At 54.2% G+C, this 26,602-nt stretch carries 26 protein-coding genes; 15 read left to right on the top strand and 11 right to left on the bottom strand.

Features of this window, described 5'->3' with window-relative positions:
- Positions 1-49 precede the first annotated feature (49 nt).
- Positions 50-1,048, bottom strand: coding sequence for a 4-hydroxythreonine-4-phosphate dehydrogenase PdxA (pdxA, locus tag BR04_RS13850; protein WP_496356616.1), 999 nt, complete (start codon positions 1,046-1,048; stop codon positions 50-52).
- A 453-nt stretch (positions 1,049-1,501) separates the two neighbouring features.
- Positions 1,502-1,738 (bottom strand): hypothetical protein, encoded by a 237-nt coding sequence (locus BR04_RS13845; RefSeq protein WP_496356615.1) that lies wholly within the window; start codon positions 1,736-1,738, stop codon positions 1,502-1,504.
- Positions 1,739-2,036: 298 nt separating this feature from the next.
- Between BR04_RS13845 and dnaA the strand changes: the two genes are divergently transcribed.
- The 3 genes from dnaA to BR04_RS13830 all read left to right on the top strand — a co-directional run bounded on the left by dnaA (position 2,037) and on the right by BR04_RS13830 (position 5,660).
- Positions 2,037-3,416 (top strand): chromosomal replication initiator protein DnaA, encoded by a 1,380-nt coding sequence (gene dnaA, locus BR04_RS13840; protein WP_496356614.1) that lies wholly within the window; start codon positions 2,037-2,039, stop codon positions 3,414-3,416.
- Between the two features lie 44 nt (positions 3,417-3,460).
- Positions 3,461-4,846, top strand: coding sequence for an FAD-binding oxidoreductase (locus BR04_RS13835; RefSeq protein WP_496356632.1), 1,386 nt, complete (start codon positions 3,461-3,463; stop codon positions 4,844-4,846).
- 526 nt (positions 4,847-5,372) lie between these two features.
- Positions 5,373-5,660 (top strand): ComEA family DNA-binding protein, encoded by a 288-nt coding sequence (locus tag BR04_RS13830; RefSeq protein WP_496356613.1) that lies wholly within the window; start codon positions 5,373-5,375, stop codon positions 5,658-5,660.
- A 58-nt stretch (positions 5,661-5,718) separates the two neighbouring features.
- On the opposite strand, the gene surE is transcribed toward BR04_RS13830, so the two are convergent.
- Entirely contained in the window at positions 5,719-6,408 is a 690-nt protein-coding gene (gene surE, locus BR04_RS13825; protein ID WP_496356612.1) for a 5'/3'-nucleotidase SurE, read from the bottom strand.
- 438 nt (positions 6,409-6,846) lie between these two features.
- Between surE and BR04_RS13820 the strand changes: the two genes are divergently transcribed.
- The 3 genes from BR04_RS13820 (at position 6,847) to BR04_RS13810 (ending at position 11,817) form a co-directional block, all read left to right on the top strand.
- A complete protein-coding gene (locus BR04_RS13820) occupies positions 6,847-7,446 on the top strand; it encodes a TetR/AcrR family transcriptional regulator (protein WP_496356611.1) in 600 nt (199 codons plus the stop codon).
- Between the two features lie 140 nt (positions 7,447-7,586).
- On the top strand, positions 7,587-9,692 hold the full coding sequence (locus BR04_RS13815) for an acetate--CoA ligase family protein (protein WP_496356610.1): 2,106 nt from the start codon (positions 7,587-7,589) through the stop codon (positions 9,690-9,692).
- A gap of 310 nt (positions 9,693-10,002) precedes the next feature.
- Positions 10,003-11,817: an ABC-F family ATP-binding cassette domain-containing protein gene (locus BR04_RS13810; RefSeq protein WP_496356609.1), complete on the top strand. Its 1,815-nt coding sequence runs from the start codon at positions 10,003-10,005 to the stop codon at positions 11,815-11,817.
- 7 nt (positions 11,818-11,824) lie between these two features.
- Here BR04_RS13810 and BR04_RS13805 read toward each other — a convergent pair whose 3' ends face one another.
- Both BR04_RS13805 and BR04_RS13800 read right to left on the bottom strand, forming a co-directional pair.
- Positions 11,825-12,451, bottom strand: a complete 627-nt coding sequence (locus tag BR04_RS13805) for a LysE family translocator (RefSeq protein ID WP_496356608.1) — start codon at positions 12,449-12,451, stop codon at positions 11,825-11,827.
- A gap of 173 nt (positions 12,452-12,624) precedes the next feature.
- Positions 12,625-14,610: an acyl CoA:acetate/3-ketoacid CoA transferase gene (locus BR04_RS13800; RefSeq protein WP_496356607.1), complete on the bottom strand. Its 1,986-nt coding sequence runs from the start codon at positions 14,608-14,610 to the stop codon at positions 12,625-12,627.
- Positions 14,611-14,696: 86 nt separating this feature from the next.
- Here BR04_RS13800 and BR04_RS13795 point away from each other — a divergent pair, with 86 nt between their 5' ends.
- Complete coding sequence (locus tag BR04_RS13795) at positions 14,697-15,251, top strand: chemotaxis protein CheX (protein ID WP_496356606.1); 555 nt, start codon at positions 14,697-14,699, stop codon at positions 15,249-15,251.
- 4 nt (positions 15,252-15,255) lie between these two features.
- Here the strand turns inward: BR04_RS13795 and BR04_RS13790 are convergent, their stop codons facing one another.
- Complete coding sequence (locus tag BR04_RS13790) at positions 15,256-16,023, bottom strand: prepilin peptidase (RefSeq protein ID WP_496356605.1); 768 nt, start codon at positions 16,021-16,023, stop codon at positions 15,256-15,258.
- A 342-nt stretch (positions 16,024-16,365) separates the two neighbouring features.
- Here BR04_RS13790 and lon point away from each other — a divergent pair, with 342 nt between their 5' ends.
- Both lon and tsaB read left to right on the top strand, forming a co-directional pair.
- Positions 16,366-18,804: an endopeptidase La gene (gene lon / locus BR04_RS13785; RefSeq protein WP_496356604.1), complete on the top strand. Its 2,439-nt coding sequence runs from the start codon at positions 16,366-16,368 to the stop codon at positions 18,802-18,804.
- Positions 18,801-19,511 (top strand): tRNA (adenosine(37)-N6)-threonylcarbamoyltransferase complex dimerization subunit type 1 TsaB, encoded by a 711-nt coding sequence (tsaB, locus tag BR04_RS13780; protein WP_496356603.1) that lies wholly within the window; start codon positions 18,801-18,803, stop codon positions 19,509-19,511. The genes lon and tsaB overlap by 4 nt, the downstream gene beginning before the upstream one ends.
- A 20-nt stretch (positions 19,512-19,531) precedes the next feature.
- Here the strand turns inward: tsaB and BR04_RS13775 are convergent, their stop codons facing one another.
- On the bottom strand, positions 19,532-20,371 hold the full coding sequence (locus BR04_RS13775; protein WP_496356602.1) for a FecR family protein: 840 nt from the start codon (positions 20,369-20,371) through the stop codon (positions 19,532-19,534).
- Positions 20,372-20,622: 251 nt separating this feature from the next.
- Here BR04_RS13775 and BR04_RS13770 point away from each other — a divergent pair, with 251 nt between their 5' ends.
- The 6 genes from BR04_RS13770 (at position 20,623) to BR04_RS13745 (ending at position 24,210) form a co-directional block, all read left to right on the top strand.
- Positions 20,623-20,991 (top strand): ArsR/SmtB family transcription factor, encoded by a 369-nt coding sequence (locus BR04_RS13770; RefSeq protein WP_496356601.1) that lies wholly within the window; start codon positions 20,623-20,625, stop codon positions 20,989-20,991.
- 80 nt (positions 20,992-21,071) lie between these two features.
- The gene (locus tag BR04_RS13765) at positions 21,072-21,524 is read left to right on the top strand and encodes an arsenate reductase ArsC (protein WP_496356600.1); all 453 of its coding nucleotides are present in this window, start codon (positions 21,072-21,074) and stop codon (positions 21,522-21,524) included.
- Between the two features lie 10 nt (positions 21,525-21,534).
- Entirely contained in the window at positions 21,535-22,146 is a 612-nt protein-coding gene (locus BR04_RS13760) for a methyltransferase domain-containing protein (RefSeq protein WP_496356599.1), read from the top strand.
- The gene (locus BR04_RS13755) at positions 22,147-22,320 is read left to right on the top strand and encodes a hypothetical protein (protein ID WP_496356598.1); all 174 of its coding nucleotides are present in this window, start codon (positions 22,147-22,149) and stop codon (positions 22,318-22,320) included.
- 78 nt (positions 22,321-22,398) lie between these two features.
- Positions 22,399-23,589, top strand: coding sequence for an ACR3 family arsenite efflux transporter (arsB, locus tag BR04_RS13750; RefSeq protein ID WP_496356597.1), 1,191 nt, complete (start codon positions 22,399-22,401; stop codon positions 23,587-23,589).
- Positions 23,590-23,811: 222 nt separating this feature from the next.
- Positions 23,812-24,210 (top strand): thioredoxin family protein, encoded by a 399-nt coding sequence (locus tag BR04_RS13745; RefSeq protein WP_496356596.1) that lies wholly within the window; start codon positions 23,812-23,814, stop codon positions 24,208-24,210.
- A gap of 70 nt (positions 24,211-24,280) precedes the next feature.
- On the opposite strand, the gene BR04_RS13740 is transcribed toward BR04_RS13745, so the two are convergent.
- The 4 genes from BR04_RS13740 to BR04_RS13725 are packed head-to-tail and all read right to left on the bottom strand — an operon-like array spanning position 24,281 to position 26,334.
- Positions 24,281-24,997 carry a cytochrome c biogenesis CcdA family protein gene (locus tag BR04_RS13740; RefSeq protein ID WP_496356595.1) on the bottom strand — a complete coding sequence of 239 codons (717 nt, stop codon included), beginning with the start codon at positions 24,995-24,997 and terminating at the stop codon, positions 24,281-24,283.
- A 34-nt stretch (positions 24,998-25,031) separates the two neighbouring features.
- Entirely contained in the window at positions 25,032-25,400 is a 369-nt protein-coding gene (locus BR04_RS13735; protein WP_496356594.1) for a thioredoxin family protein, read from the bottom strand.
- The gene (locus BR04_RS13730) at positions 25,397-25,852 is read right to left on the bottom strand and encodes a MauE/DoxX family redox-associated membrane protein (protein ID WP_496356593.1); all 456 of its coding nucleotides are present in this window, start codon (positions 25,850-25,852) and stop codon (positions 25,397-25,399) included. The genes BR04_RS13735 and BR04_RS13730 overlap by 4 nt, the downstream gene beginning before the upstream one ends.
- The gene (locus tag BR04_RS13725) at positions 25,852-26,334 is read right to left on the bottom strand and encodes a rhodanese-like domain-containing protein (protein ID WP_496356592.1); all 483 of its coding nucleotides are present in this window, start codon (positions 26,332-26,334) and stop codon (positions 25,852-25,854) included. Before BR04_RS13725 ends, BR04_RS13730 begins: the two co-directional genes overlap by 1 nt.
- Positions 26,335-26,602 lie beyond the last annotated feature (268 nt).

The raw sequence follows: 26,602 nt of genomic DNA, 5'->3' as shown, positions 1-26,602 counted from the left end.
GATCCTTCTGATGGTGCGGGGAATATCCATAATACGGATGGAAATATTTTTATCGTCTCCGGACATTGCTGGCGTGGAGGGCTGCCATGCGGATGGCTGCCAGCAGGCTCCGTTCATCCGCCAGTCCCTTTCCGGCAAGATCATAGGCGGTGCCATGGTCTACGGAGGTGCGGATGATGGGCAGCCCCAGGGTGGTGTTGACCCCGTCTTCAAAGTGGCGCATTTTGAAAGGAATGAGTCCCTGATCGTGGTACATGGCCACAACGGCATCAAAGCGCCCCTGATCCACATGGTAAAAGAGGGTGTCCGGTGGAAAGGGCCCCTGGGCATCAATGCCCTCACTGCGCGCCTGTTCCAGTGCGGGCTGGAGAATACGGCTTTCCTCATCCCCGAACATGCCGGATTCTCCCGCATGGGGGTTTAAGGCCGCCACGGCAATGGTGGGTGCGGGAATCCCGAAGCGCTCCACCAGAGCCCTGTGGGTGATGCGCAGGGTGGTGCGCACCTTTTCCTGGGTGATGAGATCGGCCACCTGACGCAGGGCGGTATGGATGGTGACAAGGCTCACCCGGATGCGGTCTCCGGCGAGCATCATGACATAGTCCCGGGTTGCCGTGCGCTCGGCAAGCAGTTCCGTGTGACCATTATAAGAATAGCCGGAAAGGTTCATGGCGTGTTTGTTGATGGGACCTGTGACAAGGGCTGCGGCTTCTCCGGAAAGGCACATGTCAATCCCCTTGAGAATGTAATGCACCATGGCTTTTCCCGTCTCCTTATCCGGACGGCCCCATAGGGGAGGTGCGGAAAGTCGGCTCAGAGGCAGGATATTCAGGGTACCTGGCTGGAAAAAAGGGGGGGTATCGTTCCCGATTTCCCGGATATGCAGGTGCTTTCCCGTAAGGGCCATGGCGGTCTTGAGAATACCGGAATCCCCCAGTACCAGAGGATGGCAGTGGCTATATACGGAAGGATCGGAGAGGGCTTTGACGATGATCTCAGGGCCGATACCCACGGGATCACCCATGGTAATGACAACAAGTGGCAGCATATGTTTCTGTACTCCTGGGTGGAAAGCCTTTGGGAAGGACGGGCTGTAAAAAAATAAAGTGGAAAAAAATGGCTTGAAAAAAACAAAGCATTCCAATGTACGTTTCTGCGTCAAAGAAGGCAAAATTTTTTTTGGAGTCCATCGTTTTATGCGGGCATAATTTTCCGGATCCTATCTGAAAACACAGATTTTTTGCGTCTAACAAAGAAAAAAATGATGGCACTTTGTTAAAAAAATATTTGGGCTACTGGAGAGGCAGTTCCGGGCATAAGAGCTCTCTTGAAAGGAGAAGGCCAGCTACAGCCCCATGATTTTTTTTATGAACACAAGGGTTCTGTTTAATTTTATTTTTAAATATCAATATTTTATTTTGTATTGGGTCAGGATGCTCCATGGGTTTTGAACACAGATTCCCTGCATCTTTCTGATCCGTTTTTCATTCATTTTCCTTGTTCATGGTCTGGATAAAAAGGAAGGATAAACAGGCCTTTGTTTGTTGATAAGGATGTATTTCAAAGAAAAATGAAGAAAAACGGAGAAAATAGCAGTAATCAGGATTGGATGAATGTCGTCTGTGAGAGGGATCTTCTTAAAATCCTTATAAAAAGCCGGGATCTTTGAAAAGGGTGTAATTTTAAAGCCATGAAGGATATATTTGTTGTAAATCCCTTTAAAAACAAATGGTTTCATCTTTATTCCCCTTTTTGTCCCCAAAGCCTGCTGGTGCCTCAGGGCCGGGTTTGACGCCTACAGACTACTGGATTATGTACAGTCTGACTTTTCAAGGACCATGGTTGTCTGCGTCCGGAAAACGGACAGCACCATCGGCATGTTCATTCTGTAAAAACTAGAAGCCGGAAAAGTAAGGATTCAACACAAACCTTTCCCCTGAGTGATGCGAAGGGAAAGGGACAGGCATGTTTTTTCCTGCGGCATGGGATTGTTGACATTTTTTTACCCGGCAAGGGAAGATCAGGAAGTCAGGTTTATGGACGCACTTATCTGGGATCGTGTGAAAGCCAGTATCAAAGAACATGTACCTGCGCACAGCTATCGCATGTGGATAGAACCCATCGGCCTTGCCCGCTTTGAGGGGGATGCGGTGGATCTGGCCTGTGCCAATGCTTTTTCCCAGAAGCGGGTACAGGAGCATTACGGAAGTATTATCCGGAGTGAAATGGAGAAGGTCAGCGGAAAAGTGCTGGATGTGCGGTTCATTGCTTCCCAGGAACCCCAGATTCTGGAGAAAAGGGAAGGAACTCCCCGTCCCCGGATTCTGCGGCCTTCGGCTCCGGTGGAAAAGCAGATGGAACTTCCCCAGATTGCCTCCCAGCTTCTTTCCGGCCGGATGCTGCGTAAAAATTTTACCTTTGATCGTTTTGTGGTGGGGCAGAACAACGATTTTGCCTATACCGCAGCCCTTTCCCTGGCAGCCCAGCGGGGGGGCACCCTGAAGACCCTTTTTCTTTCCTCCCACACGGGGATGGGGAAAAGCCATCTCTCCCAGGCCGTGGGCCATCATATTCTGGGTAAAAATCCGGGAGAGCGCATTTACTATGTGACAGCGGAGGATTTCACCAATGAAATGGTGGGAGCCCTGCGATCCGATAATATGGATGTCTTCAAGGAAAAATACAGAACCCAGTGTGATGTGCTTCTTATGGAGGATGTCCATTTCCTTACGGGAAAGGACAGAACCCAGCAGGAACTGGCCATGACTCTGGATTATCTTTTTGAGGCGGATAAGAAAATTATTTTTTCCGGATCTGCCCTGCCTACAGATATTCCCAAACTGAATGAACAGCTGCGTTCCCGCCTTTCCTCAGGTCTTGTTTCCCCCATTGAAAAGCCCGATTTCCAGACCCGTTTGCGGATTTTAAAGAAAAAGAGCCGTGAAAGCCTGGTGGACATGCCCATGCGGGTGATGGAATATCTGGCAGGGGAGCTGGAGGACAATATCCGTCAGCTGGAGTCCGGTCTGATCGGGGTGACGGCCAAGCATTCCCTCCTTGGGGTTCCCATTGATCTGGAGCTTGCGGAAAGTGTTGTAAAAACCATTGTCTGCCGTAAACGGAAAATTACGGTGGAGGGCATCAAGGGCATTGTCTGCCGGGAGTTCAGTGTGTCCGCAGAGGATATTGTGTCGGCTTCCCGGAAACAGACCCTGGTGCGGGCCCGTCAGATGGGGATTTATCTGTCAAGAAAATATACGGATCAGTCCATACAGGCCATAGGCCGCAGTTTTAACCGCTACCATGCCACAGCGATCCATGCCATCAATGCCGTGGAAAAGGGGATTCGTGAAAAAACACCTCTGGCGAGACAATTTGAGGTGTTAAGCCGCAAGATTGAGTCCGGAGACTTTTAAAGAAGCCGGATTCTACAGGACTTTCTGGACGGAGGTCGTCTGTGATGCAGAAAAAACCGGGATGGCGGATGCTGCGGGAAATGCTGCAAGGGGCTGTGGGGGCGGATGCCTTTTCCGACAGCGAGGCCGATCGCTTGCTGTACAGCTATGACGCCACATCGGGAAAAGCCCTGCCCGATGCCGTAGTCTGGGCAAAGGATGCCCGTCAGATTGCCGCTCTGATGACGCTTGCGACCCGCCATGGTATTCCCGTAACGCCCAGGGGAGGGGGATCGGGGATGACCGGAGGCTCCATTCCTGTGGCCGGTGGGGTGGTACTGGTCATGGCGGGCATGAACCGTATTTTGTCTCTGGATACGGACAACCTGGTGGCCCGGGTGGAGCCGGGAGTCGTCACCGGGGATTTTCATAAATTTGTGGAATCCAGGGGGCTTTTTTATCCTCCGGATCCTGCCAGTTCCGCTTTCTGTACCTTAGGCGGCAACCTTGCCGAGTGTGCCGGTGGTCCCAGGGCCGTGAAATATGGTGTTACCCGGGATTATGTGCTGGGGCTTGAGGTGGTGCTGCCCACAGGCGAGATCCTTCAGACGGGTGTGCAGACCGCCAAGGGCGTGGTGGGCTATGATCTCACCCGTCTCATTGTGGGATCCGAAGGTACCCTGGCGGTGATCACGGCCATGACCCTGCGTCTTTTGCCCCTGCCCGAATCCGTACGTACTCTGACGGTGGTGTTCGATGCCATGAACCAGGCTGCGGCAACGGTTTCTGAGATCATCCGTCAGGGACTGATTCCGAGAACCATAGAATATATGGATCAGGCGGCTATCGCCTGTGCGGAAACCCGTATGCCGGGGGAGCTGCCCCTGGATGCCGGTGCCATGCTTATTATTGAGGTGGATGGGCGGGCCTCGGAAACCGCAGGTATGGTGGAGGATGTGGCGGCTCTTTGCCGGAAAATGGGGGCGAGGGAGGTACGGGTTGCGGCTTCCGCTGAGGAAGCCAAGCGGCTCTGGGCAGCGCGAAAGGCCGTTTCTCCGGCCCTTTTCCGCTATGGGCCGCATAAGATCAACGAAGATATCGTGGTACCCCGTTCCAGAATTCCCGATGTGGTGGAGAAAATACGGGAGCTCAAGGAAAAGACCCGTCTTATGATGGTAAGTTTCGGTCATGCCGGAGACGGGAATATCCATTTTAATATCATGCTGGATAAAAACGATGCCAAGGCCCTGCGCCGGGCGAACTGGGCTGTGGAGGAGCTTTTCCGCTATACCCTGGCCATTGGAGGAACGCTTTCCGGTGAACATGGGGTTGGTACTTCCAAACAGCCGTATATTGATATGGAGATCGGGCCGGATGAAAAGGCGCTGATGCTGCGTCTTAAACGAGCCTTTGATCCCGCAGGGATTCTGAACCCCCAAAAGATTTTCTGAGTGTTATCCGGACTCAGCCATGCCGTTTCAGGTCTTGCCTTTGCCTCCATGCCCTTTCCATGAAAGACGAAAACAGCCGTACATGGGATCCATACAGCGTTGAACCCATCCTGAAAGAGTTTCTGATGTTTTTTTGTGCGTTTTAAAAAAAGTAAATACCGAAAATAAGACTTGCCCTTTTCCCCGATATTCTTTAAATTCTCTCCCACGATTTATTCCTTTCTATATGATGTTATAGCCATTTTTTCTTTATTTTCAGATCCTTTGAGTTTTTTTTAAAAAAGAATACCTTTTCAGGGTAAGGGTCTGGATTTTTTTATGCAGGTTTCCGGGTGACTGGCATCCGGTTTTTAACATCTGCGCTTGGGTTCCCTTTGTGCCTGTTGAGACATACTTTTATAGTTAACTGATTTATCTGTTTAAAATCATCTGGTTATATCTGATGTTCTCTGCGGCGACGGAGGTGTTGTGCCCATGCCTTAACATGGATTAAGGAGGAGAATACTTTATGAACGGATTGCGAAAAATGTGGGCAGTGCTTCTGATTTCTCTTTTTTTCAGTCTTGCCATTGCGGGGATGGGGGGCGCTCAGGAGGGCAAGGTCGATGTGAACATGGCAACGGTGGAGGAGCTGGTGCAGATCAAGGGGATTGGAAAGGCCATCGCAGAGCGTATCATTGCGGAGCGTACGGCCAATGGTCCTTATAAAAGTGTTGAGGATCTCCAGCGTGTGAAGGGGATCGGTGCGAAAAGTCTTGAGAAGATACGGGCCTTTGTCATGGTTTCCGTACCGGAAGAGAAAAATCCTTCCTGACGACATGCGCTTTTGGGGGGAGCCGACAAATGGTGTCGGCTCCTGCTGAAGACAGTGTTCAGATGAAAAGGCGACTGACGGAAACGTCGCCGCTAAAACAGACATCCACATCCGAGCCAGCAGGTCTCGGTCTTGCGTGGATGTCTGCTGTATAGGCATATTGCTGGCTGTGGATACGGATGCAGGTATCATAGGGCGTTTTTTCCGGATGGCAGAAGTGCCATTCCGGAATTTTTGTTTGAAGGGGCGATGTCTGGGGGAGATTGATGTTGAGGTATTCTCCTTTTTTGATGGGCAGGTTCAGGAATTCGGGTACCAGGTTGTTTAAGAGAATCCGGGCCGCCTCCCAGTTGGGCTGACTGTTGGCAGCAATATACTGGGAAAGGGCCATGGCAGGTTTGCCCTGGAAGGCTGCTTCCCGTGCTGCGGCAACGGTGCCGGAAAGATAGATATCATAGCCGAGATTGGCGCCGATGTTGATACCTGAAAAAACGCAGTCTGCTTCCGGGACGATATGGCTGAGTCCGATGCGAACACAGTCCGCTGGGGTTCCCGAAATTCTGTAGCGATTTTTGCCTTCTTCCACCACCTGAACGGTCTCCCAGAGAGAGACCCTGTGGCTGATGCCGGACTGGGGGCTGTCCGGAGCCAGGATTACGACACGGGCGATGGGCCTGAGGGCGGCTTCCAGAGCTGCCAGTCCAGGAGCATCCATGCCGTCATCATTGGTAATTAAAAAAGTTTTCATGGCTTTGCTGTTTTCCTTTTTCGGAGGATAACCTTAACTTCAGCTGTCGTTTCCATGCTCCAGCATGGGAGCGACGGGGCAATGCCGTATGGTCAACTGAACGGTTGTTTTCGCCTTTCAGGGAAAGGGCATGCCTGGCCAGGGGAGTAACTTTTCATTTTTTGAGAAAAGCCGGATGCTGGTGTGAATCCTTGGCCCTTTCTTCCCATGGGGAAAGGGGAGAAGGGCATGGCATTCTCAGGCTGGACAGGATTCTATGGGAGTATTCGGACAGGGTCAACGCGGAACATGATCTGCTCTTTTTGAATGATTATTCGTTTATAGAATTTAAAATCATATAAGGATTTGATTTTTATGAAAAAAACCATTGACTTTTGTTGGTTTAAAAGGGTAAGTAGCGCTCACCTTTTTGTTTCCATTTTGTAGAGGAGAATGTGCATGGCTCTACCTCCAAGAAAGCAGCCTCCCGGAAGAATCAAGATCATGCAGGCTCTGCGCCTTCTTCTGGAGGATCAGGGCTTTGACGCCATCACCACCGCTGAAATTGCCCGTCTTGCCGGGGTAACCGAGGGACTGATTTATAAATATTTCAAGGATAAACGGGATCTGCTTTATCAGGTGCTGGAAGAGATGTTTGAAGGGGTTATTCTGCGGATTCGTGCCCGTATGGATCTGGAAACGGATGTGTTTGCAAAGCTCCATGCCTTCATTGATGAAACCGTCATTGTCTATGCCAGTCAGCGTGTTTTTGCCCGTATCATTCTTATTGAGGTGCGGAGCCTCCCGGATTTTTTTACCAGCCGTGCCTATGGCTGTGTGCAGGTGTACAGCCGTATGTTGCAGGCTCTTCTGGAAGAAGGGCGGGTATCCCGTGTGATTCGTCAGGATCTGGATGTGCGTTTTTTGCGGGATATTCTGCTGGGAGCCATAGAGCATACCTGTCTCTGGGGGGTTCTTTTCCACAGGGATCTTGATGTGGCGGGTGTGGCAAGTCAGCTGGTGCGTGTGCTGCGTGAAGGGGTTACGCTTTCCCCATAGACGGTTTCGGACAGTACCCACGGGGGCGCCCCGTCACGGGGGTGGTGCTGTCCGGGGCCGTTTTTTTAAATTTAAAAAGTGAGTTTTACTCACTTATAAAAACCATACCGACCCTTTGGGGTCAAGGAGGATGCAGGGCTATGGAGAAATTGTTCAATCCGGAATCCATCGTTATTTTCGGGCTGTCCGCAAAATCCGACAATATTCCCCGCCTGATTCTGGAGAATCTGCTGCGCTGGGGATACAGGGGACGGATTTTCGGTGTACATCCCGGAGGCAGGGAAGAGCAGGTTTCCGGAATTTCCATGTATGGTCGTGTGGAAGATCTTCCCATGATTCCGGATCTGGCCGTGCTGCTCATTCCTGCCCGTTATGTTCCGGAAACGGTGGAGGCCTGTGGCAGCTTCGGTATCCGGCATCTGGCCCTGATGTCCGGCGGTTTCAATGAGTTGGGAGAGGAGGGGGAAAGGCTGGCACAGAAAACCCTGGAAATTGCAGGAAAACATGGTGTCCGTTTTGTGGGCCCCAACTGTCTGGCTGTGGCCAATACCCGAAACGGACTCTGCCTGCCCTTTGTCCCGACCTTCAAACCTGCATCCGGTGGATTTTCCCTGATTTCCCAGAGCGGGGGGCTGGGGCTTTTTCAGTGGAACCAGCTCAGGAACGAGAATGTGGGACTGGCCAAATTTGCCAGTATCGGTAACAAGCTGAATGTAACGGAAATTGATCTTCTGGAATACCTGGGCAAGGATCCGGACACACGGGTGATCGGTATTTATCTGGAGTCCATTGCCGATGGCAAAGCCCTGGTGGAAGCAGCCCGGAAAATCGATAAACCCATTCTCATCTATAAATCCAATACCACGGAGGCGGGTCAGAAGGCGGCCATGAGCCATACCGCTTCTCTGGCTTCCGATGAGGGCGTGATGAATTCTGCTTTCAGGGAAGCCGGGATCATCCGGCTGAACAATTTCGAGGATTTTATCAGCGCAGCCAAGGCCTTTGATCTTCCCCCCCTCAGGGGAAACCGGCTTATGGTCATGAGTCCTGCCGGTGGTTTTGCCGTAATCATGGCAGATATCTGCGAAAAGAACGGTTTTATCCTGGCCGATCCCGGAGAGGACTTTTACCGCCGTATGCAGAAGATGGGCAATGCGGGAATCATTAAGTTTTCCAACCCCCTGGATCTGGGAGATGTGTATGATATGGCGCATTATGCGCCCATTTTCCATGGAGTACTGCACAGTGAAGGCGTGGATGGGGTTGTTTTTCTGAGCCAGTGGCCGGATATGCCCAAGGGTGAGGAAAAGGATATTTTCACCCGGATGTTCAAGACCGATATCTCCCGGGAAGCCGTCGGTGCCGTGCGTTCTTCCGGAAAACCTCTGGGAGCCGTGATTCTTGGAACAGCCCCCACCATGGACAGGCTGAAGCGTAATTTTGCCTATCCCCTTTTCAATACCCCGGAATCCATGATTGCGGCCCTGGCCATGCAGCGGGATTATTATGCCCGACGTGCAGCCCTGGCCGTGGAGGCGGCGGCTCCGCCCGCAGAGACCGAGGCTTCGGTTGGGCGTGTTCTGGCTTCCCATTCCGGGGATGTGGGCGAAGAGTTTCTGGAAGTCCTGAAGGCCCATGGCATTGCCGTTCCTGAGAACTGTGTTGCAGCCACGGCAGAGGAGGCGGTTGCTGCGGCGCAGACCATGGGCTATCCTGTGGTGCTGAAGGTGGTCAGTCCCGATGCCCTGCACAAGTCCGATGTGGGCGGTGTCCGGGTGGGACTGAAGAGCGGAGAGGAGGTGGCATCCGCCTTTACCGCTATCCGGGAATCCCTGTTTCAGCACCTTCCTGAGGCCCGTTTTGAAGGGGTGCGTGTGGTGAAAATGGCGGCGGAAGGGCATGATATGTTTGTGGGAGCCAGCCAGGATCCTGCCTTCGGCCCAGTGGTCTTTTTTGGGTATGGCGGGGTGTTTGTGGAGATCTTCAAGGATGTGGACAACCTGCTTTGTCCGGCATCCCCGTCCAAAGTGGCAGAACGTCTTAAATCTCTTAAATCCTATGCCCTTCTTCAGGGAGCGCGGGGGGGGATGGCGGTTGAGATTGAAGGCTTTTCCGATCTGGTTTCCAGGGTTTCCACCCTGGTGGCGGCCCATCCTCAGATTGTGGAGCTGGATCTGAATCCTGTGCGGATTTTCAGGGATGGGCGGGTTATGGCCCTGGATGTGCGTGCACGTATTGAGGGCTGAATCCGGGATTTTTTGCCCGCATCAGACGGAATAGCTGGTTTTTTGAGGTGATGGGAAAAGGTCTCGGGGAACGGGGAAGGCGCTGGCCTTCCCCGTTCTGCGTCATAGCCCGGGGAAGGGCATCGGCATGTGCGGGACAGGCTCCCTTTTTTGGGGTCTCAGAAAGATCTGGTTTTCATTTTTCAGCTCATGTACAAGGTTTCTGGCCGGAGGCCGGCGGAGTCCCTCCATTTCAGGATGGATGATCACAAGAAATCACATGGAGCCTTTTTCTGTCTCAGCGGGAGGAGGCTTTTCAGGAGCGTATGTTATGGCGGCACTGCTTTCGTGGAAAGGACTGGGCAAGATTTATGGTGAACAGATCCTTTTTGAAGGATTGAATCTCGGCGTGGCGGAGGGGGAACGTCTGGGGCTGATCGGTCCCAACGGATCCGGCAAGAGTACCCTGTTAAAAATTCTGGGGGGGCAGGAGAGTCAGGATTCCGGTGAAGTGCTGATGCGAAAAGGGCTGAGACTGGCCTTTCTTTTTCAGGAGGACAGCTTTCCTTCAGGCCGATCCGTTCGGGAGATTCTGGAAGATGCCGCAGCCTCAGGCCCGGAAGACCCTGAAGCCTACGGCAGAATCCGGCGCATCATGGGCGAGGCGGGGTTTCCCGATCTGGATGCAGGGGTGGACAGTCTTTCCGGTGGATGGCGTAAAAGGCTGGCCATTGTACGGGAACTGGTGCGTCTTCCCGAACTGCTTCTTCTGGATGAGCCGACCAACCATCTCGATGTCGAGGGGATTCTCTGGCTGGAAGAGCGTCTGAAAACAGCGGATTTTGCCTTTATCGCCGTTTCCCATGACCGTCGTTTTCTCGATCGTGTCAGTCAGCGCATTGTGGAACTGGGCCGCTACTATCCCGAAGGCTTTTTTTCCATGAATGGGGGGTATGAGCGGTTCCGGGAGCAGCGGGAGCTTTTTCTGCAGCAGCAGGAGGAAAGGGAAGCCCGCCTGGAAAACCGGATGCGCCGGGAAACCGAATGGCTGCGTCGTATGCCCAAGGCCCGGACGACCAAGGCCCAGTATCGTATTGACGCCGCGGGCAGGCTGGAAGATGAGCTTTCCGCCGTGCGTTTCCGGAACCGTCAGCAGACCCGTGTCACTCTGGAATTCGACAGCACGGAGCGGAAAAGCAAAAAGCTCATGGAGCTTGTGGATCTTGGGGGAAGGGTGGCAGAGCGCAGTCTCTTTTCCCATGTTTCCCTGGTGCTGTCTCCTGGAATGCGGCTGGGACTTGCCGGACGGAATGGCGCGGGAAAATCCACCTTCATGCGGATGCTGGCAGGAGAGATCCGTCCGGATTCAGGGGAGGTGAAGTGGGCAGACGGGCTTTCCGTGGTCTATTTTGATCAGAGACGGGAAGACATTGATCCGGAGATCAGCCTGAAACAGGCGCTCTGCCCGGACGGGGACAGCGTGCTTTATCAGGGACGAAGCCTGCATGTGGTAAGCTGGGCCTCCCGTTTTCTTTTCCGGGCTGAACAGCTTCACCAGCCTGTAGGGAAACTTTCCGGCGGAGAGAAGGCGAGGATTCTTCTGGCCAATCTCATGCGCCGTCCTGCGGATGTACTGCTTCTGGATGAACCCACCAACGATCTCGACATTCCCTCCCTTGAGGTGCTGGAGGACAGTCTTCAGGAGTTTCCCGGCGCTGTGGTGCTGGTTTCCCATGACCGCTATCTCATGGATACGGTCTGTCAGCGGGTTCTGGGTTTTGATGGCGAGGGTGGAACAGGACTTTTTGCCACCATGGATCAGTGGCTTGCCGATGTGAGGCGGAAGGAAACTCCGAAGGAAAAAAAGGAAAGCCCTCCCAGGACCCAGGTTCGGGAAAAAAAGACCAGTCCTGGAAAGCTCTCGTATAAACTGCAGAGGGAACTGGATGGTATGGAGGAGCGCATTCTCGACGCGGAGTCCCGGCTTCAGGACTTGAATTTACGGCTGACTGCACCGGAAATTCAGTCTGACGGGGCCGCCCTTCAGCATCTTTGCCTGGAGATGGAAGAGGCGGGGAGGGAAGTGGAGAGCCTCTATGCCAGGTGGGAGGAACTGGAGCGCCTGCGGGAGGAGGCCCAGGGCTAGAAGCCTTTCAGCGTTCTGCCCGGACAAGGGCCAGGGCAAGGCCGAGAAAAACCGTTCCTGCAAGGCGGTTGAGGATTTTCTGTACGCCCTGGGAGCGGTTCAGCCACTGGCCGAGGGTTCCGGCCATGAGGGCAATGCCGCCGAACACCACAAAGGTGGCAAGGATGAAAAAACCACCCAGCAGAAGGATCTGGAGAGGAACCGATCCTCTGGAGGGGGATGCGAACTGGGGCAGAAAGGCCAGGAAAAAAATGGCCACTTTGGGATTGGTGATGTTCATGAGAATGCCCCGGCCGTAGAGGGCCAGAAGACCGGGTCTCGGTTCCATCCCTGCGGAAATCCGGGTGCCGGAAGCGCGAAAGGCCTGCCATGCCAGCCAGAGAAGGTAGCCTGCTCCTGCGAATTTCAAAAGGGAAAAGGCCATGGCTGAAGTCTGAAAGATCACAGCCACGCCAAGGGCCACGGCGCTGCTGTGGGCCACAAGACCTGTGCAGAGTCCCAGCATGACCATGAGGCCTGCGGCGCTGCCGTGCAGGGCGGACTGGGTGAGAACAAAGATGTTGTCCGGCCCCGGAGCCAGGGCTAAAAGCAGGGATGCGGTCACAAAGGGAATCAGAATTTCCAGGGGGATCATGGGGGCCTCTTTTTTTGTTTACAGGGATTACCTGCTTTGTGGGCGTATCAGATCCTGTTTTTGCCTCCATGCCTTTTCCCGGAGAGGCGAAACAGCCGTACTTTGCCCCATACAGCACTGACCCCACCGTTCCCACGCTGGAGCATGGGAACGGCAGCTGAAGCAGGGGGGAATCAGATAAAGTTTTCCAGGGCCTTTCTGGCCTCTTCCGGACTTTCATAGATGTGGGGAGCTGCCTGCCGTCTGGCCAGGGCGTCTCCCAGCTTCATACGCATGAAGGCGCTGGTGGTGTAGCGGGTGACACCGGTATAGAAACGTTTGACCAGACGATCCACCATTTCAACATAGCTGTCCATGAGTTCGGGATGGATGCGGAAATTGTCGTAGTTGATAATGGCGGCGACCTTGTGCCCCAGGGGTTCCAGAATGCTTGTGGCGGCTTCCTCAATGTCCCGGATATCCGCTTCCGCCCAGATGGAAAAGCCCTCAAAATTGACAAAAAAGGTATTGTCTTCGCTGTGGTAGTGCAGCCGATGGGCCAGGGGAAGCTCCAGCAGATCCTTTTTCAGGCCCATGGGTTCGGGGGAGAAGATTCTTGGATCCATGGTTTCCAGATTGTCTGCAATGCGGGGGGGAAAGCCCATGTGGGCCAGAATATCCCTTTCGAGGTTCATACCCGGAGCGATTTCTGTCAGGAGCAGACCATGGGGGGTGAGCCGGAAGACACAGCGCTCCGTCACATAGAGGACATCCTGACCATTCTGGGAGGCTACCTTGCCACTGAAGGTGATCTGCTCCACATCTTCAACAAACTTGCGGCTTTCTCCTTCCTGTAAAATCACAAGCTGGTCATTTTTAATGGCGACCTCCAGTCTGCCTGCGGTGAAGGATCCCACAAAGACCACCCGCTTGGAATTCTGGCTGATATTGATGAAGCCGCCTGCACCGGTGAGGCTTTTGCCGAAACGGCTCACATTGAGGTTACCGAAACGGTCGGCCTGGGCAAGGCCGAGGAAAGCGATATCCAGACCACCGCCGTCGTAAAAATCGAACTGGGAAGGCTGGTCGATGATGGCATCCGTGTTGATGCCCGTTCCGAAATCGAGACCTCCGGAAGGAATACCGCCGATGACACCGGGTTCCGCCGTCAGGGTGAGGTAATCCAGCACCTTTTCTTCGTGGGCTACGGATGCAATGCCTTCGGGCATACCGATCCCAAGGTTCACCACACTGTTGGGCCTCAGCTCCAGGGCGGCCCTGCGTGCAATGATCTTGCGCAGGTTCAGGGGCATGTCTTCGAGGGACTGGGAGGGCACCCGGATTTCGCCGCTGTAGGCGGGGTTGTAAAAGGAGGAAAGGGTCTGCCAGTGGTTTTCCGGGCTGGCCTGCACCACACAGTCCACCAGGATACCGGGGATTTTTACGGCTCTGGGGGAGAGACTGTTGCGCTCTGCGATGCGTTCCACCTGCACAATGACAAAGCCTCCGGAGTTGTGGGCTGCCATGGCCATGGCCTGGGCTTCCAGGGTGAGGGCTTCCTTTTCCATGGTGATATTGCCGTCAAGATCCGCCGTGGTACCCCGGAGTATGGCCACGTTGATGGGCTGGTTTTTATAGGCAAGATATTCCTTCCCGTCAAAATGGATCAGCTCCACCAGATCTTCCTGGGTACGGGTATTGATTTTACCGCCCTCCAGACGGGGATCGACAAAGGTTCCCAGCCCCACCCGGCTGAGGGTACGGGGTTTGCCTGCGGCAATGTCCCGGTACATGTGGGAGATAACGCCCTGGGGCAGGTTGTAGGCTTCAATGCGGTTTTCCATGGCAAGCTTCTGAAGTTTCGGCACAAGCCCCCAGTGTCCGCCGATGACCCTCTTTACAAGGCCTTCATGGCCAAGGCGGTTCATGCCCTTGTCTTTTCTGTCTCCGATGCCCGCAGTATAAATGAGGGTCAGGTCTTTGGGTTTTCCGGAGGTGAGAAACTCCTCTTCAAGGGCGATGAGGATTTCTTCGGGAACGCCTGTGGTGACAAAGCCGCTGACCACCAGGGTATCGCCGTTGCGGATGACCCGTATGGCTTCCCTGGCGGAAACGATTTTACCTTTTTTTACCCTGCTGGAGGCAAGGTTGGACACAATGGGATGGCGGGGCTGGGTCATGGAGGCTCCTTGATCGAAAAAATACCTCTGCGTGAGGGTTTCGTTGCGGTTTGGTCTGCTGATGTCTATAATCAGGCGTATCAAATATGCCTGTGGGAGAAGGGTTTGGCAAGGGCCGCAGGAAACGTCCTGATGCCCTTTTCCTGTATGCCCCTTTTTTCGGGAAGGAGAAGCGTGTGGATGCTGCCCTGATCAATCCTTTTATTGAAGCTGCCCTGAAGGTACTGAAAACCACGGCAACCCTGGAGGGGCGTACGAAACCGCCCTACATCAAGAAAGACCAGAAGGCCCTGGGCCCCATAACGGGCTGTATTCTTCTTTCCGGGGAGCCGAAAATTTCCCTGGCCCTGACCTTTTCCGCCTCCTGTATCCTGACCGCCGTATCCCGGATGTTCGGGGAAGAGCTTACGGAAATCAATGAGGAGATCAGGGACGCGGTGGGGGAAATGATGAACCAGGTCTGCGGTCAGGCAAACAACAGCCTTGCCCAGTCCGGTATTTCCAGAAAGGCCGAACTGAGCCGGGTGCTTTCCGGTGAGAACCACCTCATTGAGCATGGGGGGGCGGGGCCTGTACTGCTCATTCCCATTGAAACCCCTTCCGGTGCATTTTTTATGGAGGTGTTTTTTACCGGCCCTTAAGGTTTCAGGCCCGGCCCAGACTTTCAAGGTAAAGGCGGATCAGCATGGGGCCCCAGAAGATGTAGAGCAGGGCCCCCAGAGCCAGAAAGGGGCCAAAGGGAATGGCCAGACGCATCCCTTTTTTTTGTTTCACCATGGCGAGAATACCGACCAGGGTTCCGGTGAGGGAAGACGCAAAAATGGTGAACAGCACACCTTCCCATCCGATAAAGGCACCGATCATGGCCAGCAGCTTGATATCACCCCCGCCCATGCCATCCCTTCCCGTGAGGAGTCTGTAGCCAAGGGCAACGGCAAGGAGGCTGCCTCCTCCCGCCAGAATACCGATGCCGGAGTTCATGAGTCCGATGGAAAAGAAACTGGCAAGAAAGCCCAGAGGAATGCCGGGTAGCGAGATGACATCCGGAATGATACGGTGATCCAGGTCAATGAAGGTGATGACCACCAGAGCAGCGCTAAAGACAAAGAGAATTAAGGTGATGGCTTGCAGGCCAAAGCGCCACATCAGAGCGGCTGCCAGGCATCCTGTGAGCACTTCCACCAGCGCGTAGCGGGGAGAAATGGGAATCTTGCAGTTGCGGCACTTTCCTTTGAGGAAAATCCAGGAAAGGACGGGGATATTGTCATAAAAGGCAATGGGCTGTTCACAGGAAGGGCAGCGGGAGGCGGGGTGCACAATGGAAAGCTCTTCAGGAATTCTGAGGATGCAGACATTGAGAAAACTGCCGACAATGGCTCCAAAGATAAAGGCGGAAACGAGAAAAAAGGTCACGGAAGCATCCTTGTTTTCGAAGGTAAAGGGGGGCATATGGCCGTGTTCGGGGGCGATTCCGGTCAAAAACAGCTTTCAAGTCCGACAGTATGAGAGCAAGGCTTTTAAAAATCAATCCCTGCCCGATGTTTACTTCCGGACAATTTTTGTTTCCTGCCCTTGCGCCCTGAGCGATCTTTACTATAATAAGAAAATCTGTGTCCGGAAAGGATGCGGACAGGAGAAGTTTCAGGGCGGTCTTTTTCACCATTCATGGAAGACCGTCCCTTTTTTTGGAAGTGTTGTTTTTGCAGCCTACAGGCGTTTATTCCTTGTGTGGGTGGGAAATTTTAAGGAGAGTCCATGGCGGAAATTGATAAGGATGATCTTATCAGCATCATAGAAGAAGATCATGATGTGGAAGATATTCCGGAAACCCTTCCCCTCATGCCCGTGCGGGATGTGGTGATTTTTACGGATATGCTGCTCCCCCTTTTCATTGGACGGGAGCGTTCCGTATATGCGGTGGACAAGGCCCTTTCTTCCAACCGTTATATGATGATGGCAACCCAGAAGGATCCGGCCAGTGAGGATCCGGAACCTTCTGAAATTTACAGTGTGGGAACGGTCTGCCGTATTCTTCGTATGCTCAAGCTGCCCGATGGGCGGATGAAAACCCTGGTTCAGGGAATCTGCAAAGCCCGTATTCTGGAGTTTCTGCCGGAGAATGGGCCGCTTATGGTACGCATTGAGCTGATGGAAGAAGCGGAAATGGAAACACTTTCCATGGAAACGGAAGCCCTGATGCGCACGGTGCGGGATCAGAGTGAAAAGATCATGTCTTTCCGTGGAGAGATGACCGGGGATGTCAGCATCATTCTGGAAGGCCTGGAAGATCCGGGCCGTCTTGCGGATCTGGTGGCCTCCAACCTGAGGCTGAAATTGTCCGAGGCCCAGGAACTTCTGGAAATTGAAGATCCTGTCGAAAGGCTGCGCCGTGTCAGTGATCTTCTGATTCGGGAGGTGGAGCTTTCTGCCATGCAGGCCAAGATCCATTCCGATGTCCGGGATGAGATTTCCAAGACCCAGCGGGATTATTTTCTCAGGGAGCAGGTACGGGCCATCAATAAGGAACTGGGTGAGGCGGATGAGCGCATCCAGGAAATCGAAGAATACAGAAAGCGTCTCAAAAAAGCCAAAATGCCCAAAGCCGCCCAGGAAGAAGCGGGAAAACAGCTGCGCAGGATGGAGCAGATGCATCCGGATTCCTCGGAAACCGCTGTGGTACGCACCTATCTGGACTGGATGCTGGACATGCCCTGGAACAAATCTACCAAGGATGTCCTGGATATCAAAAAGGCCCAGAAGCTTCTGGAGAAGGAACATTTTGGCCTGGAGCGGGTCAAGGAACGTATTCTGGATTACCTGAGTGTCCGCAAACTCAATCCCGCCACCAAGGGGCCTATTCTCTGTTTTCTCGGGCCTCCGGGAGTGGGAAAAACCTCTCTGGGCAAGGCCATCGCAGCCGCCATGGGCCGGAAGTTCTACCGTCTTTCTCTGGGAGGGATACGGGATGAGGCGGAAATCCGGGGACATCGCAGAACCTATATCGGTGCCATGCCTGGCCGTATTCTTCAGGGACTGAAGCAGTGTGAGTCCAAAAACCCGGTTTTCATGATGGACGAGATTGACAAGGTGGGGTCAGACTACAGGGGCGATCCTTCCTCAGCCCTGCTGGAGGCGCTGGATCCGGAGCAGAACGGGGATTTTTCCGATCATTACCTCAATCTTTCCTTTGATCTTTCCGGCGTCATGTTCATCCTTACGGCCAACATGACGGATACCATTCCCTGTGCCCTTCTGGATCGCATGGAAATTATCGAGATCCCCGGTTACACTCCGGAAGAAAAACTGGAGATTGCCAAGCGCTATCTTCTGCCGCGTCAGATGAAGGAAAACGGACTGCAGGAAGAGACTCTGGTTCTGGGGGATGCGGCTTTAAAGCTGATTATCGAGGAATATACCGCAGAAGCCGGGGTGCGGAATCTGGAGCGGGAGATCGGTACCATCTGTCGCAAGACGGCCCGGAAGATCGCCGAAGGGCATACGGGCAAGGTGCGGGTGGGATGTGGCAATCTTTCCAAATTTCTGGGGATCTCCAAATTTCAGCCTGAGATGGACAAGGAAGAAAATCAGGTCGGTCTTGCCACAGGCCTTGCCTGGACCTCCGTCGGGGGAGAGGTGCTGTACATTGAAGCCTCCCTTTTGCCTGGCAAGGGGGAGCTGATCATCACAGGGCAGATCGGCGAGGTCATGCAGGAGTCCGCCCGGGCAGCCCTCACCTATGTCAAGGCCAATCTGGGGCGTATGGGCAAAGGGCCGCATTATCTGGACGATTTTGACATTCATATCCATGTGCCCGCAGGTGCCATTCCCAAGGACGGGCCTTCTGCCGGTGTGGCCATGATTACGGCCCTTGCCTCCGTCATCACGGAAAAACCCGTGAATCAGGATATGGCCATGACAGGGGAAGTGACCCTGAGGGGCCGGGTGCTTCCCATTGGGGGCCTGAAGGAAAAGGCTCTGGGAGCGTTGCGGGGAGGGGTGCATACCATTCTGATTCCGGAGAAAAACCGCAAGGATCTTGTGGAAATTCCGGCAGCCGTGAAGCGTAAGATTTCCTTTGTTGTGGTGAAGGATGTGGAAGAGGTTCTTAAACAGGCCATTTCCGAAGATATTCTTTCGGGAACCCCGCCTGCGGCCAAAACAGCAAAACCCCGCAAAAAGAAGGCTGAGGCATGAGGCTTCTTGCAGCGGATACCAGTGGTACGGCGGCCAGTGTCTGTGTCCTTGACGGGACGCGGGTGCTGGCCACCCGTTTTGTCCACCCCGAGGAGACCCATTCCCGTCACCTCCTGTCCATGATTCAGGAGGCCCTGGCGGATTCCGGCCTGGGTTTGCAGGATTTACAGGCTCTGGTGACCACCATCGGGCCGGGAAGTTTTACGGGGGTGCGTATCGGTGTCAGCACCCTGAAGGGGCTTGCCATGGCACAGCACCTGCCCCTTTTGGGAGTTTCCACACTGGAGGTTCTTGCAGCCCGTTTTATGGCCTTTCCCCAGCCTGTCTGTGTCATGCTGGATGCCCGGAGAAAGGAAGTGTACACCCAGCTTTTCCGGGTTTCGGGAAAAAGTCCGGAAGCTCTGGGGGAGCCCATGGCCGCAGACCCCCGGAGGATTGTTGCGGATCTTGACGGCTCCGTTCTTTTTGCGGGCAGCGGCGCCCTTGCCTACAGGGAAGAGATTCTGGCGGAAATGGGCGAGAGAGCACTCTGGCCAGGGCTTCTCTCCCATGACCCGGATGCCAGGGAAGCGGCCTTCCTGGCTCTGTTACAGGGCCTGGATGCTGCCAGGCCTGCTTCCCGTATCCTGCCCCTGTATCTGCGCCAGTCCGATGCGGAGCTGCAATGGATCCGGAAAAACGGGGAGGAATCCGGGGTACAGGCCTGAAGGGCTGAAAAGGCCGGAAGTCAGGGCTGATTTTTCCAGCGTTGCAGACTCTGGGCGGCTTCCTGACTGGCCTTGTCCAGATCTGCTTCCACAGCCTCGGTTTTTTCTCCCCCTCCCATGGTCAGACGCCTTCCCGGGCGCAGGTCAATTTCTTCCTTGAAAGCCTTGAATTCTGCGGCCATGATTTTTTTGTAATCCATGAAATCCTGCATCATGGCCGTCTGATAATCCCCGAAGGTCTTTTTTTCAAATGCCGCATATTCGGAAAAGCTCATGTCCTTTGGGGATTTTGCCTCGAAATGGGCCATGGCCTGTCCGTCCTGACGCTGTACGCCCACATTTCCCTTGAAAAGAGAGATATCTTCACGTTTTCCCGTGCTGGAGACCATGAAACGGGTTCCCTTGACACCGATGACCACAAGGGGGGTCTGGGCCGTGATTCTGCGCCCGTCCCGTGTTGTGATTTCAAAAAGAGCCAGACCGGATTCAAGCTTTGTGGCATCCGGGGCCAGCACGGTGAGCAGGCTGTCTCCATCGAGAAGCACTTCCCCGTACGGAGACAGGATCAGGGCTTTGGCGGCGCGGGTGGTCTGAATTTTTTCGCCCGTTTTCAGAACGCGGGGAAGTGTTCCCGGAGGCTTGGGAAAGGGAGATCCCGGTTCCAGGATACGTACGGCTCCTTCGATCCGTTGCAGTATCAGAGCCTTCTGGGGGGATTCGGGTTCTGAAGGCTCCGCAGGGGAGACCGGTTCAGGGGAAGGCGGCTGGCTCCCCTGGGAGAAGCCTCGGGTTCCGGAAGATGCAAGGATCACAAAACAGAGAAAAAGGATCTTGACGGAAAGACGGAAAGGGACGTGCATGTCGGGGCTCCTTTGGGTCGAGAGCTATGAGTGTAGGTGTACGCACCGTTTTCACGGACATCGGAGTCGTTTTATGCCTTTGACGGAGAAAATTCAAATGGCTTTTGCGGATTTCCTTACGGGCGACATTGCCCATAATGGCCTTTTATGAAAAACAAGGCCACACAATCCGCAGCTAAAAAGGGCTTGGCAGCAGCGGAGTGTGCTGCTATATTTTGCTTGTTGGCTAAATGACAAAACAAGGAGGTTCCATGGATGCCATTGTGGCCCTTGCAAGGGCGCTTTCGGACAGCAGTCGCCTGAGGGTGCTGATGGTGCTGGCAGAGGTTCCGGATCTTTGTGCCTGCCATCTGGTGGACATGCTGGGGGTTACACCGGCAACGGTTTCCCGGCACATGGGGGTGTTGCGTCAGGCCGGTCTGGTGGATGCCAGAAAGTGCGGAAAATGGATGCATTACAGCCTTTGTTCCGGTGTCCCGCAGGCAGACGCCCTTCTTGCCTGGATGAAAATCCATGTGCCGGAAGAGGGGGTGATCCTGAGGGACAGGGAGTTTGTCCGAAACCAGATACCTAAAAGTTCTGGCTACACGGGAGCCTCCTGTTGTGGGGGCTTGTCCTGACAATATTTTTAAAGGCCCCACACAAAGCAAACATAAAGGGCGTATATGAAAGTGCTGATCCTCAAGAAAGGAAACCCGTCATGACAGAAAAAAAGAAGCTGCTTTTCCTGTGTACCGGCAATTCCTGCCGCAGTCAGATGGCCGAAGGCTGGGCCAGACATCTGAAGGGCGATGTGCTGGAGAGTTACTCCGCAGGCATTGAAACCCACGGACTCAATCCCAATGCCGTTCAGGTAATGGCCGAAGCAGGGGTGGACATTTCCGGGCACAGCTCCAAGCTTCTGGATGCGCTTCGGGATGTGAATCTTGATTATGTGGTGACCGTATGCAGCCATGCCCATGAGACCTGTCCGTATTTTCCGGGAAAGGCCAGGGTCATGCATGTGGGCTTTGATGATCCTCCGAGACTTGCCGCAGAGCTTGACGATCCTGAAGAAAAACTGAACTGCTACCGCAGGGTGCGGGATGAGATCCGGGCCTTTGTGGAAACCCTGCCCGGAAGCCTTGACAATCAGGGAAATTCCCCTGCCTGAAGGAGGCTGCATGTCTGAAGAAAAGGCTGGGCTGCCGGAAGAAGAACCGGGTGTTCGGATACGGAAACGCTATGGGGCTGTGGCATCGGGAAAGGTTTCGGGCTGCTGCGGAGACGGTGGTTTTGCAAGTATCGCGGCAGAACGTCTCGGATATACCATGGCAGAGGAAAAGGTGGTGCCCGAAGGGGCCAATCTGGGCCTTGGCTGTGGCAACCCCCTGGCCCTTGCGGCCCTGAAGCCCGGAGAGGTGGTGCTGGATCTGGGCAGCGGGGCAGGCTTTGATGCCTTTCTTGCGGCGGAGCGGGTCGGGCCGGAAGGCCATGTCATTGGCGTGGACATGACCCCGGAGATGGTGGAAAAGGCCAGGGCCAATGCAAAAAAGGCGGCGGTGTCCCAGGTTTCCTTCCGCCTTGGCGAGATTGAATACCTTCCCGTGGCGGATGTTTCCGTGGATGTCATCATCTCCAACTGTGTCCTGAACCTTTCCTCAAGAAAGGATCAGGTTCTGCGGGAGGCCTTCCGGGTGCTGCGCAGGGGCGGGCGGCTTGCCGTTTCGGACGTGGTGCAGATCCGGCCTTTCAGCGATGCCCTTCTGGAACATCCCGATGCCCTCTGCGCCTGAGTGACGGGCGCCATTGGCCCGGAGCTTCTGGAGAAGCTCCTTGAAGATGCGGGGTTTACGGATATTCATATTGAAATTCAGGAAGAAAGCCGGGAATTTATCCGGGAATGGGTACCGGGTACGGATGCCGGTGCCTGTGTGTGCAGCGCCCGGATTCAGGCCCGCAAACCCTGAGCGGATGGACGGTTTTTCATGGGGAACCTTACGGGAGCTGAACTTCCGCACCCTCATACCGTAAAAGGAGAAAAGAAGATGGCACAGCAGGCGGCAATGGAAGAAAGGCGGATGAAAAGCCTTTTTGAGCGTTACCTCACCCTCTGGGTGGGGCTTTGCATTGTGGGTGGCATTGTTCTGGGTAAGCTTGCCCCGGATTTCGCCCGAACCCTGGATGGTATGGCCCTCACGGTGAACGGAGCCCCGGTGGTGTCCCTTCCCATTGCCATCTGTCTGTTTTTCATGATGTACCCCATCATGGTGAAAATTGACTTTGCCAGTGTGGTGAAGGCGGGAAAAAGCGCAAGACCCGTCCTTCTCACCCTTTTCATTAACTGGGGCATCAAGCCCTTTACCATGTACGCCATCGCCCTTTTTTTCCTGGGCTTTCTTTTCAGGGGCTTTATCGGGCCTGAAGCCACGGATCTGGTAAGAATGCCTCTGGGTCTGGATCTTCCTCTGGGGGCGGCACACGGAGCCGGTACGGTGGTGCTCCATGAAGGGGTGCGTATGCTGGAAATCCCCCTGTGGCGCTCCTACCTTGCGGGCTGTATTTTGCTGGGGATTGCGCCCTGTACGGCCATGGTGCTGGTCTGGGGCTATCTTTCCAGGGGCAATGACGGCCTGACGCTTGTCATGGTGGCCATCAACTCCCTCACCATGCTGGTGCTGTATGGGGTTCTGGGCGGATTTTTGCTCGGTGTGGGCCGTCTGCCCATTCCCTGGCAGGCCCTTCTGCTCTCCATCGCCATCTATGTGGCCCTTCCCCTTGTGGCGGGCTATCTTTCCCGCAGATGGATTCTGGCCATCAAAGGAAAAACCTGGTTTGAGGAGCGTTTTCTCCATGTGCTCACTCCTGTGACCATCACGGCCCTGCTCTTTACTCTGGTGCTGCTCTTTTCCTTTAAGGGAGAGGTGATTCTGGCCAATCCCATGACCATTGTCTGGATCGCCATTCCTTTGACCCTCCAGACCCTTCTTATTTTTGCCATCGGCTATGGTGCCGCCCGGATGCTGAAGCTTTCCTATGAGGATGCGGCACCTGCGGCCATGATCGGTGCCTCCAACCATTTTGAGGTGGCCATCGCCACGGCGGTGATGCTCTTTGGGCTGTCCTCCGGTGCAGCCCTTGCCACGGTGGTGGGGGTGCTCATCGAGGTGCCCCTCATGCTCATGCTGGTGGCCTTCTGCAAGGCCACGGCCGGATGGTTTTCTCCCAGAACATCCTGATGGATCGGTGCTCCGCCTCCTTGATGACGATTTGAAAAAAGGATCCCCCGCACCTTTTTTTTGAGGAAGGTGCGGGGGCCGTTTTTGGGAAAAAGGGCAGAGATGACGCGCTCCACATCCTTGACAGAGTTCTTCCCTTTCTTTAGCGTTCCACGCGGGATCCTTTCTCCCCATCGGGGCCAGACACCAGACCACCCTATTCCGGATACAAGGAGATTGTTGATGCAGACACTTCGCAAAGGGCTTTTTTTGGTTGTTTTCATGCTGTTGAGCGTTCTTAGCGTTTCCGCAGAAAGCCTGAGCTGGACGCCGCTTGAAAAGGCGCTGGAGTCAGCGGCGGCTTCTGGCAAAAAGGTCTATTATTATTTTTATACGCCCACCTGCCCCTGGTGCAAAACCATGGCGGAAGAGACCCTTTCCGCAGAGGCGGTCATCACAAGGCTTAATGCGGATTTTGTGCCGGTGAAGATCAATGTTTTCAGCGCCAGGGATCTGGCCCGAAGCTTTGGTCTGGAAACGGTTCCCGCAAGTATTTTCCTTTCTCCGGAGGGAACCGTGCTGCTGAACCGGCAGGGCTATCTTCCGCCTGAAAAATTTCTTGAGGTGCTGGAAAGCCTGTAGGGGAAGGAAGGCGTTTTGGGCAGGGAGTCTGGGACGAAGCAGCGGGAGAACCTTTTTTGTCCCGGCTGGTTTATAAGGGGGCATTCGCAAGAAAGGGTCTGAGGATGAAGTAGAGACCCAGCACACCGATGCCAAGGCCTGCGGATTTCTTGAACCACAGACCGCTCTGCTGGAAAAAACCATTTTCCAGTACCTTTCGGACAAAGGCCATGCTGGATCCGGCGATGGCGATGGGAAGACAGTGGCCGATGCCAAAGAGCACGATAAAGACAAGGCCCGAGGCCAGGGTTTCCTGAAGGGTCATGAGGGCGAGGATGGGGGCGATGAAGCCGAAGGTGCAGGAGCCGGAAAGAATGCCATAGGCCAGCCCCAGGATGAAGGCTCCGGAAAGCCCCCGCACCCGCAGTTTCGAAAGGGCACCGCCGGACATGGAGCAGGCCTGAACCCCCAGCATGTCCAGAGCCACCCAGAGAAGAAGGACTCCCACAAGGAGGGTCCAGTAGGGGCTGATGTCTCCCATCATACGCCCCAGAAGGGTGGCGAGAACTCCCAGCACTGCAATGGTGATGAAAAGTCCCAGGGTAAAGGCCAGGGCGTAAAAGACTCCCCGCGAGGCTCTGGGGTTTTCTTCCTGGCCCGCCACATAGCCCACAATGAGGGGGATGGAGGCCATATGGCAGGGGGAGAGCAGCACACTCACCACACCCCAGAGAAAACTGCCTGCGGCTCCAATCCAGAAACCGCCCATCATCCATTGATGCAGGGTCATGAAGAAGTCATGGAACATGGTTCTTTTCTCCCGGTGGTGATTTCTTTTTTGTTTATTCCACGCCCAGTTGTTTCAGTACATCTACAATGCTTTTTTTGTCCATGAAGCCCACATGACGGCCCGCTTCCTTTCCTTCCTTATCAAAGAAAATCTGGGTGGGTATGCCCCGGATACCGTATTTTCTGGCTTCTTCCTTATGTTTCCACACATCAATGAAGACAATGGCCGCCCGGCCTTCGTATTCTTTTTCAAGTTCTTTCAGGATGGGAGCCATCATTTTACAGGGGATACAGCTTTCCGCACCGAGATCAATCATGGTGACCATGCCCTTGACGGGCAGTTCGGGAATTCCAGTGTTTGCGGATGCAGGGGAAACAGAGCAGAGTACCAGGCCGAATACGATGAATCTGAAGAAGTTCATGCTTTATTCCTTAAAAGATCCAGGAAGAGGTAGGAGGAGAGGAGAAGAAAGGAGGCATCTCTCAGAAGATAGAAGAGGGTGTCTCCGGAAGCTTCTCCCGGTTGGGTGGAAAAGCAGCCGCAGGCGATGTCAAGCCCCCGGTAAAGATTGAAGGCAAGGGCCAGGGTAAATCCGAGAAGAAGGCCGTTGGTCAGGATGAGGGTTCCCGGCCAGGCGATGCGGAAAAGGAGGAGAAGGGCGAGAAGCACCTCCAGCCAGGGGAGAATCAGGGCCGCAGGATGGATGAGGGTATCGGGGAGAATCTGGTACAGGGCGATCATCTGGGAAAAGCCCCTGGGGTCGAGAATTTTGGGGAGTCCCGCGCTAAGAAAAATGAGAGCCAGACTGACCCTTGCCACGAGGGCCAGTCCCTCCCATGGGAAATCCCTCCGGGATAAGGCCGGATGCTGCATCACGGCTCCTTTCTTTCCACGGGAAGACCCGCTTCCTGCCAGAGGCTCCAGCCATTGACGAGAACCCGTACCTTTTTATATCCAAGCTCCCGCAGAAGCCTTGCCACGCCGTGGCTCAAATCGCAGTGCCTGCCATCGCAATACACCACAAGAACGGTTTCCGGTGCCACCTCTTCAAAAAAAGCAGCGATATGGCTGTCAACGTCGCCATAGGGCAGCAGGCGTGCGCCTTTAATATGACCCTGATCATAGCTTCCCCTGTCCCGTGCATCCACAAAAAAAGCCTGATTTTTAAGGAAAAGATTCCGGGCTTCTTTTATGGAAAGGGTTTCCCCCGAAGCTTCCATGAGGGCTTCCGGGGTTTTGAAAAGGGGGAGGCCCTCTTTTCTGAGAAGGTTCACGCCAAGGGCCAGAAAGGTGGAGACCGCAAGGATGAGGGGAATCTGCCAGAGGCTTTTCTGAAGAATTTCATGAAGTTTCATATTTTGCCCTAAGGGATGGATTAGCCCTTTGTCTCCCTCACACCGTTCACGGTGAGCCTGTCGAACCGTGACGAAAAAGCAAAAGGGATGACCTTTGTTTTTTTTCGACCCACCCTTCGACAGGCTCAGGGTGAACGGACTAAGGGAGTTGAAAAATACGGATATACCGTCCGTGAAGTTCACGGCTCTCGTCTGAAATGAAGAATCGAATTTCAATGAGTATATTGGAAATTTTCATCTCCTAAAAAAAAGGGGAAGGAAGCCAGAA

The organism is Desulfobotulus sapovorans DSM 2055 (genome assembly GCF_059569355.1).
The sequence above is the reverse complement of the archived record's forward strand: the minus strand, read 5'-3'. Positions and strand labels throughout refer to the sequence as shown.

Coding starts and splice junctions, on each gene's coding strand:
- BR04_RS13745 (WP_496356596.1), top strand. CDS start 23,812: ATGCAGACACTTCGCAAAGGGCTTTTTTTGGTTGTTTTCATGCTGTTG.
- BR04_RS13815 (WP_496356610.1), top strand. CDS start 7,587: ATGGAGAAATTGTTCAATCCGGAATCCATCGTTATTTTCGGGCTGTCC.
- BR04_RS13725 (WP_496356592.1), bottom strand. CDS start 26,334: ATGAAACTTCATGAAATTCTTCAGAAAAGCCTCTGGCAGATTCCCCTC.
- BR04_RS13800 (WP_496356607.1), bottom strand. CDS start 14,610: ATGACCCAGCCCCGCCATCCCATTGTGTCCAACCTTGCCTCCAGCAGG.
- BR04_RS13820 (WP_496356611.1), top strand. CDS start 6,847: ATGGCTCTACCTCCAAGAAAGCAGCCTCCCGGAAGAATCAAGATCATG.
- dnaA (WP_496356614.1), top strand. CDS start 2,037: ATGGACGCACTTATCTGGGATCGTGTGAAAGCCAGTATCAAAGAACAT.
- BR04_RS13740 (WP_496356595.1), bottom strand. CDS start 24,997: ATGTTCCATGACTTCTTCATGACCCTGCATCAATGGATGATGGGCGGT.
- BR04_RS13730 (WP_496356593.1), bottom strand. CDS start 25,852: ATGCAGCATCCGGCCTTATCCCGGAGGGATTTCCCATGGGAGGGACTG.
- surE (WP_496356612.1), bottom strand. CDS start 6,408: ATGAAAACTTTTTTAATTACCAATGATGACGGCATGGATGCTCCTGGA.
- BR04_RS13835 (WP_496356632.1), top strand. CDS start 3,461: ATGCAGAAAAAACCGGGATGGCGGATGCTGCGGGAAATGCTGCAAGGG.
- BR04_RS13760 (WP_496356599.1), top strand. CDS start 21,535: ATGTCTGAAGAAAAGGCTGGGCTGCCGGAAGAAGAACCGGGTGTTCGG.
- BR04_RS13845 (WP_496356615.1), bottom strand. CDS start 1,738: ATGAAACCATTTGTTTTTAAAGGGATTTACAACAAATATATCCTTCAT.
- BR04_RS13735 (WP_496356594.1), bottom strand. CDS start 25,400: ATGAACTTCTTCAGATTCATCGTATTCGGCCTGGTACTCTGCTCTGTT.
- BR04_RS13770 (WP_496356601.1), top strand. CDS start 20,623: ATGGATGCCATTGTGGCCCTTGCAAGGGCGCTTTCGGACAGCAGTCGC.
- tsaB (WP_496356603.1), top strand. CDS start 18,801: ATGAGGCTTCTTGCAGCGGATACCAGTGGTACGGCGGCCAGTGTCTGT.
- BR04_RS13805 (WP_496356608.1), bottom strand. CDS start 12,451: ATGATCCCCCTGGAAATTCTGATTCCCTTTGTGACCGCATCCCTGCTT.
- pdxA (WP_496356616.1), bottom strand. CDS start 1,048: ATGCTGCCACTTGTTGTCATTACCATGGGTGATCCCGTGGGTATCGGC.
- arsB (WP_496356597.1), top strand. CDS start 22,399: ATGGCACAGCAGGCGGCAATGGAAGAAAGGCGGATGAAAAGCCTTTTT.
- BR04_RS13775 (WP_496356602.1), bottom strand. CDS start 20,371: ATGCACGTCCCTTTCCGTCTTTCCGTCAAGATCCTTTTTCTCTGTTTT.
- BR04_RS13765 (WP_496356600.1), top strand. CDS start 21,072: ATGACAGAAAAAAAGAAGCTGCTTTTCCTGTGTACCGGCAATTCCTGC.
- BR04_RS13795 (WP_496356606.1), top strand. CDS start 14,697: ATGCCTGTGGGAGAAGGGTTTGGCAAGGGCCGCAGGAAACGTCCTGAT.
- BR04_RS13830 (WP_496356613.1), top strand. CDS start 5,373: ATGTGGGCAGTGCTTCTGATTTCTCTTTTTTTCAGTCTTGCCATTGCG.
- BR04_RS13810 (WP_496356609.1), top strand. CDS start 10,003: ATGGCGGCACTGCTTTCGTGGAAAGGACTGGGCAAGATTTATGGTGAA.
- lon (WP_496356604.1), top strand. CDS start 16,366: ATGGCGGAAATTGATAAGGATGATCTTATCAGCATCATAGAAGAAGAT.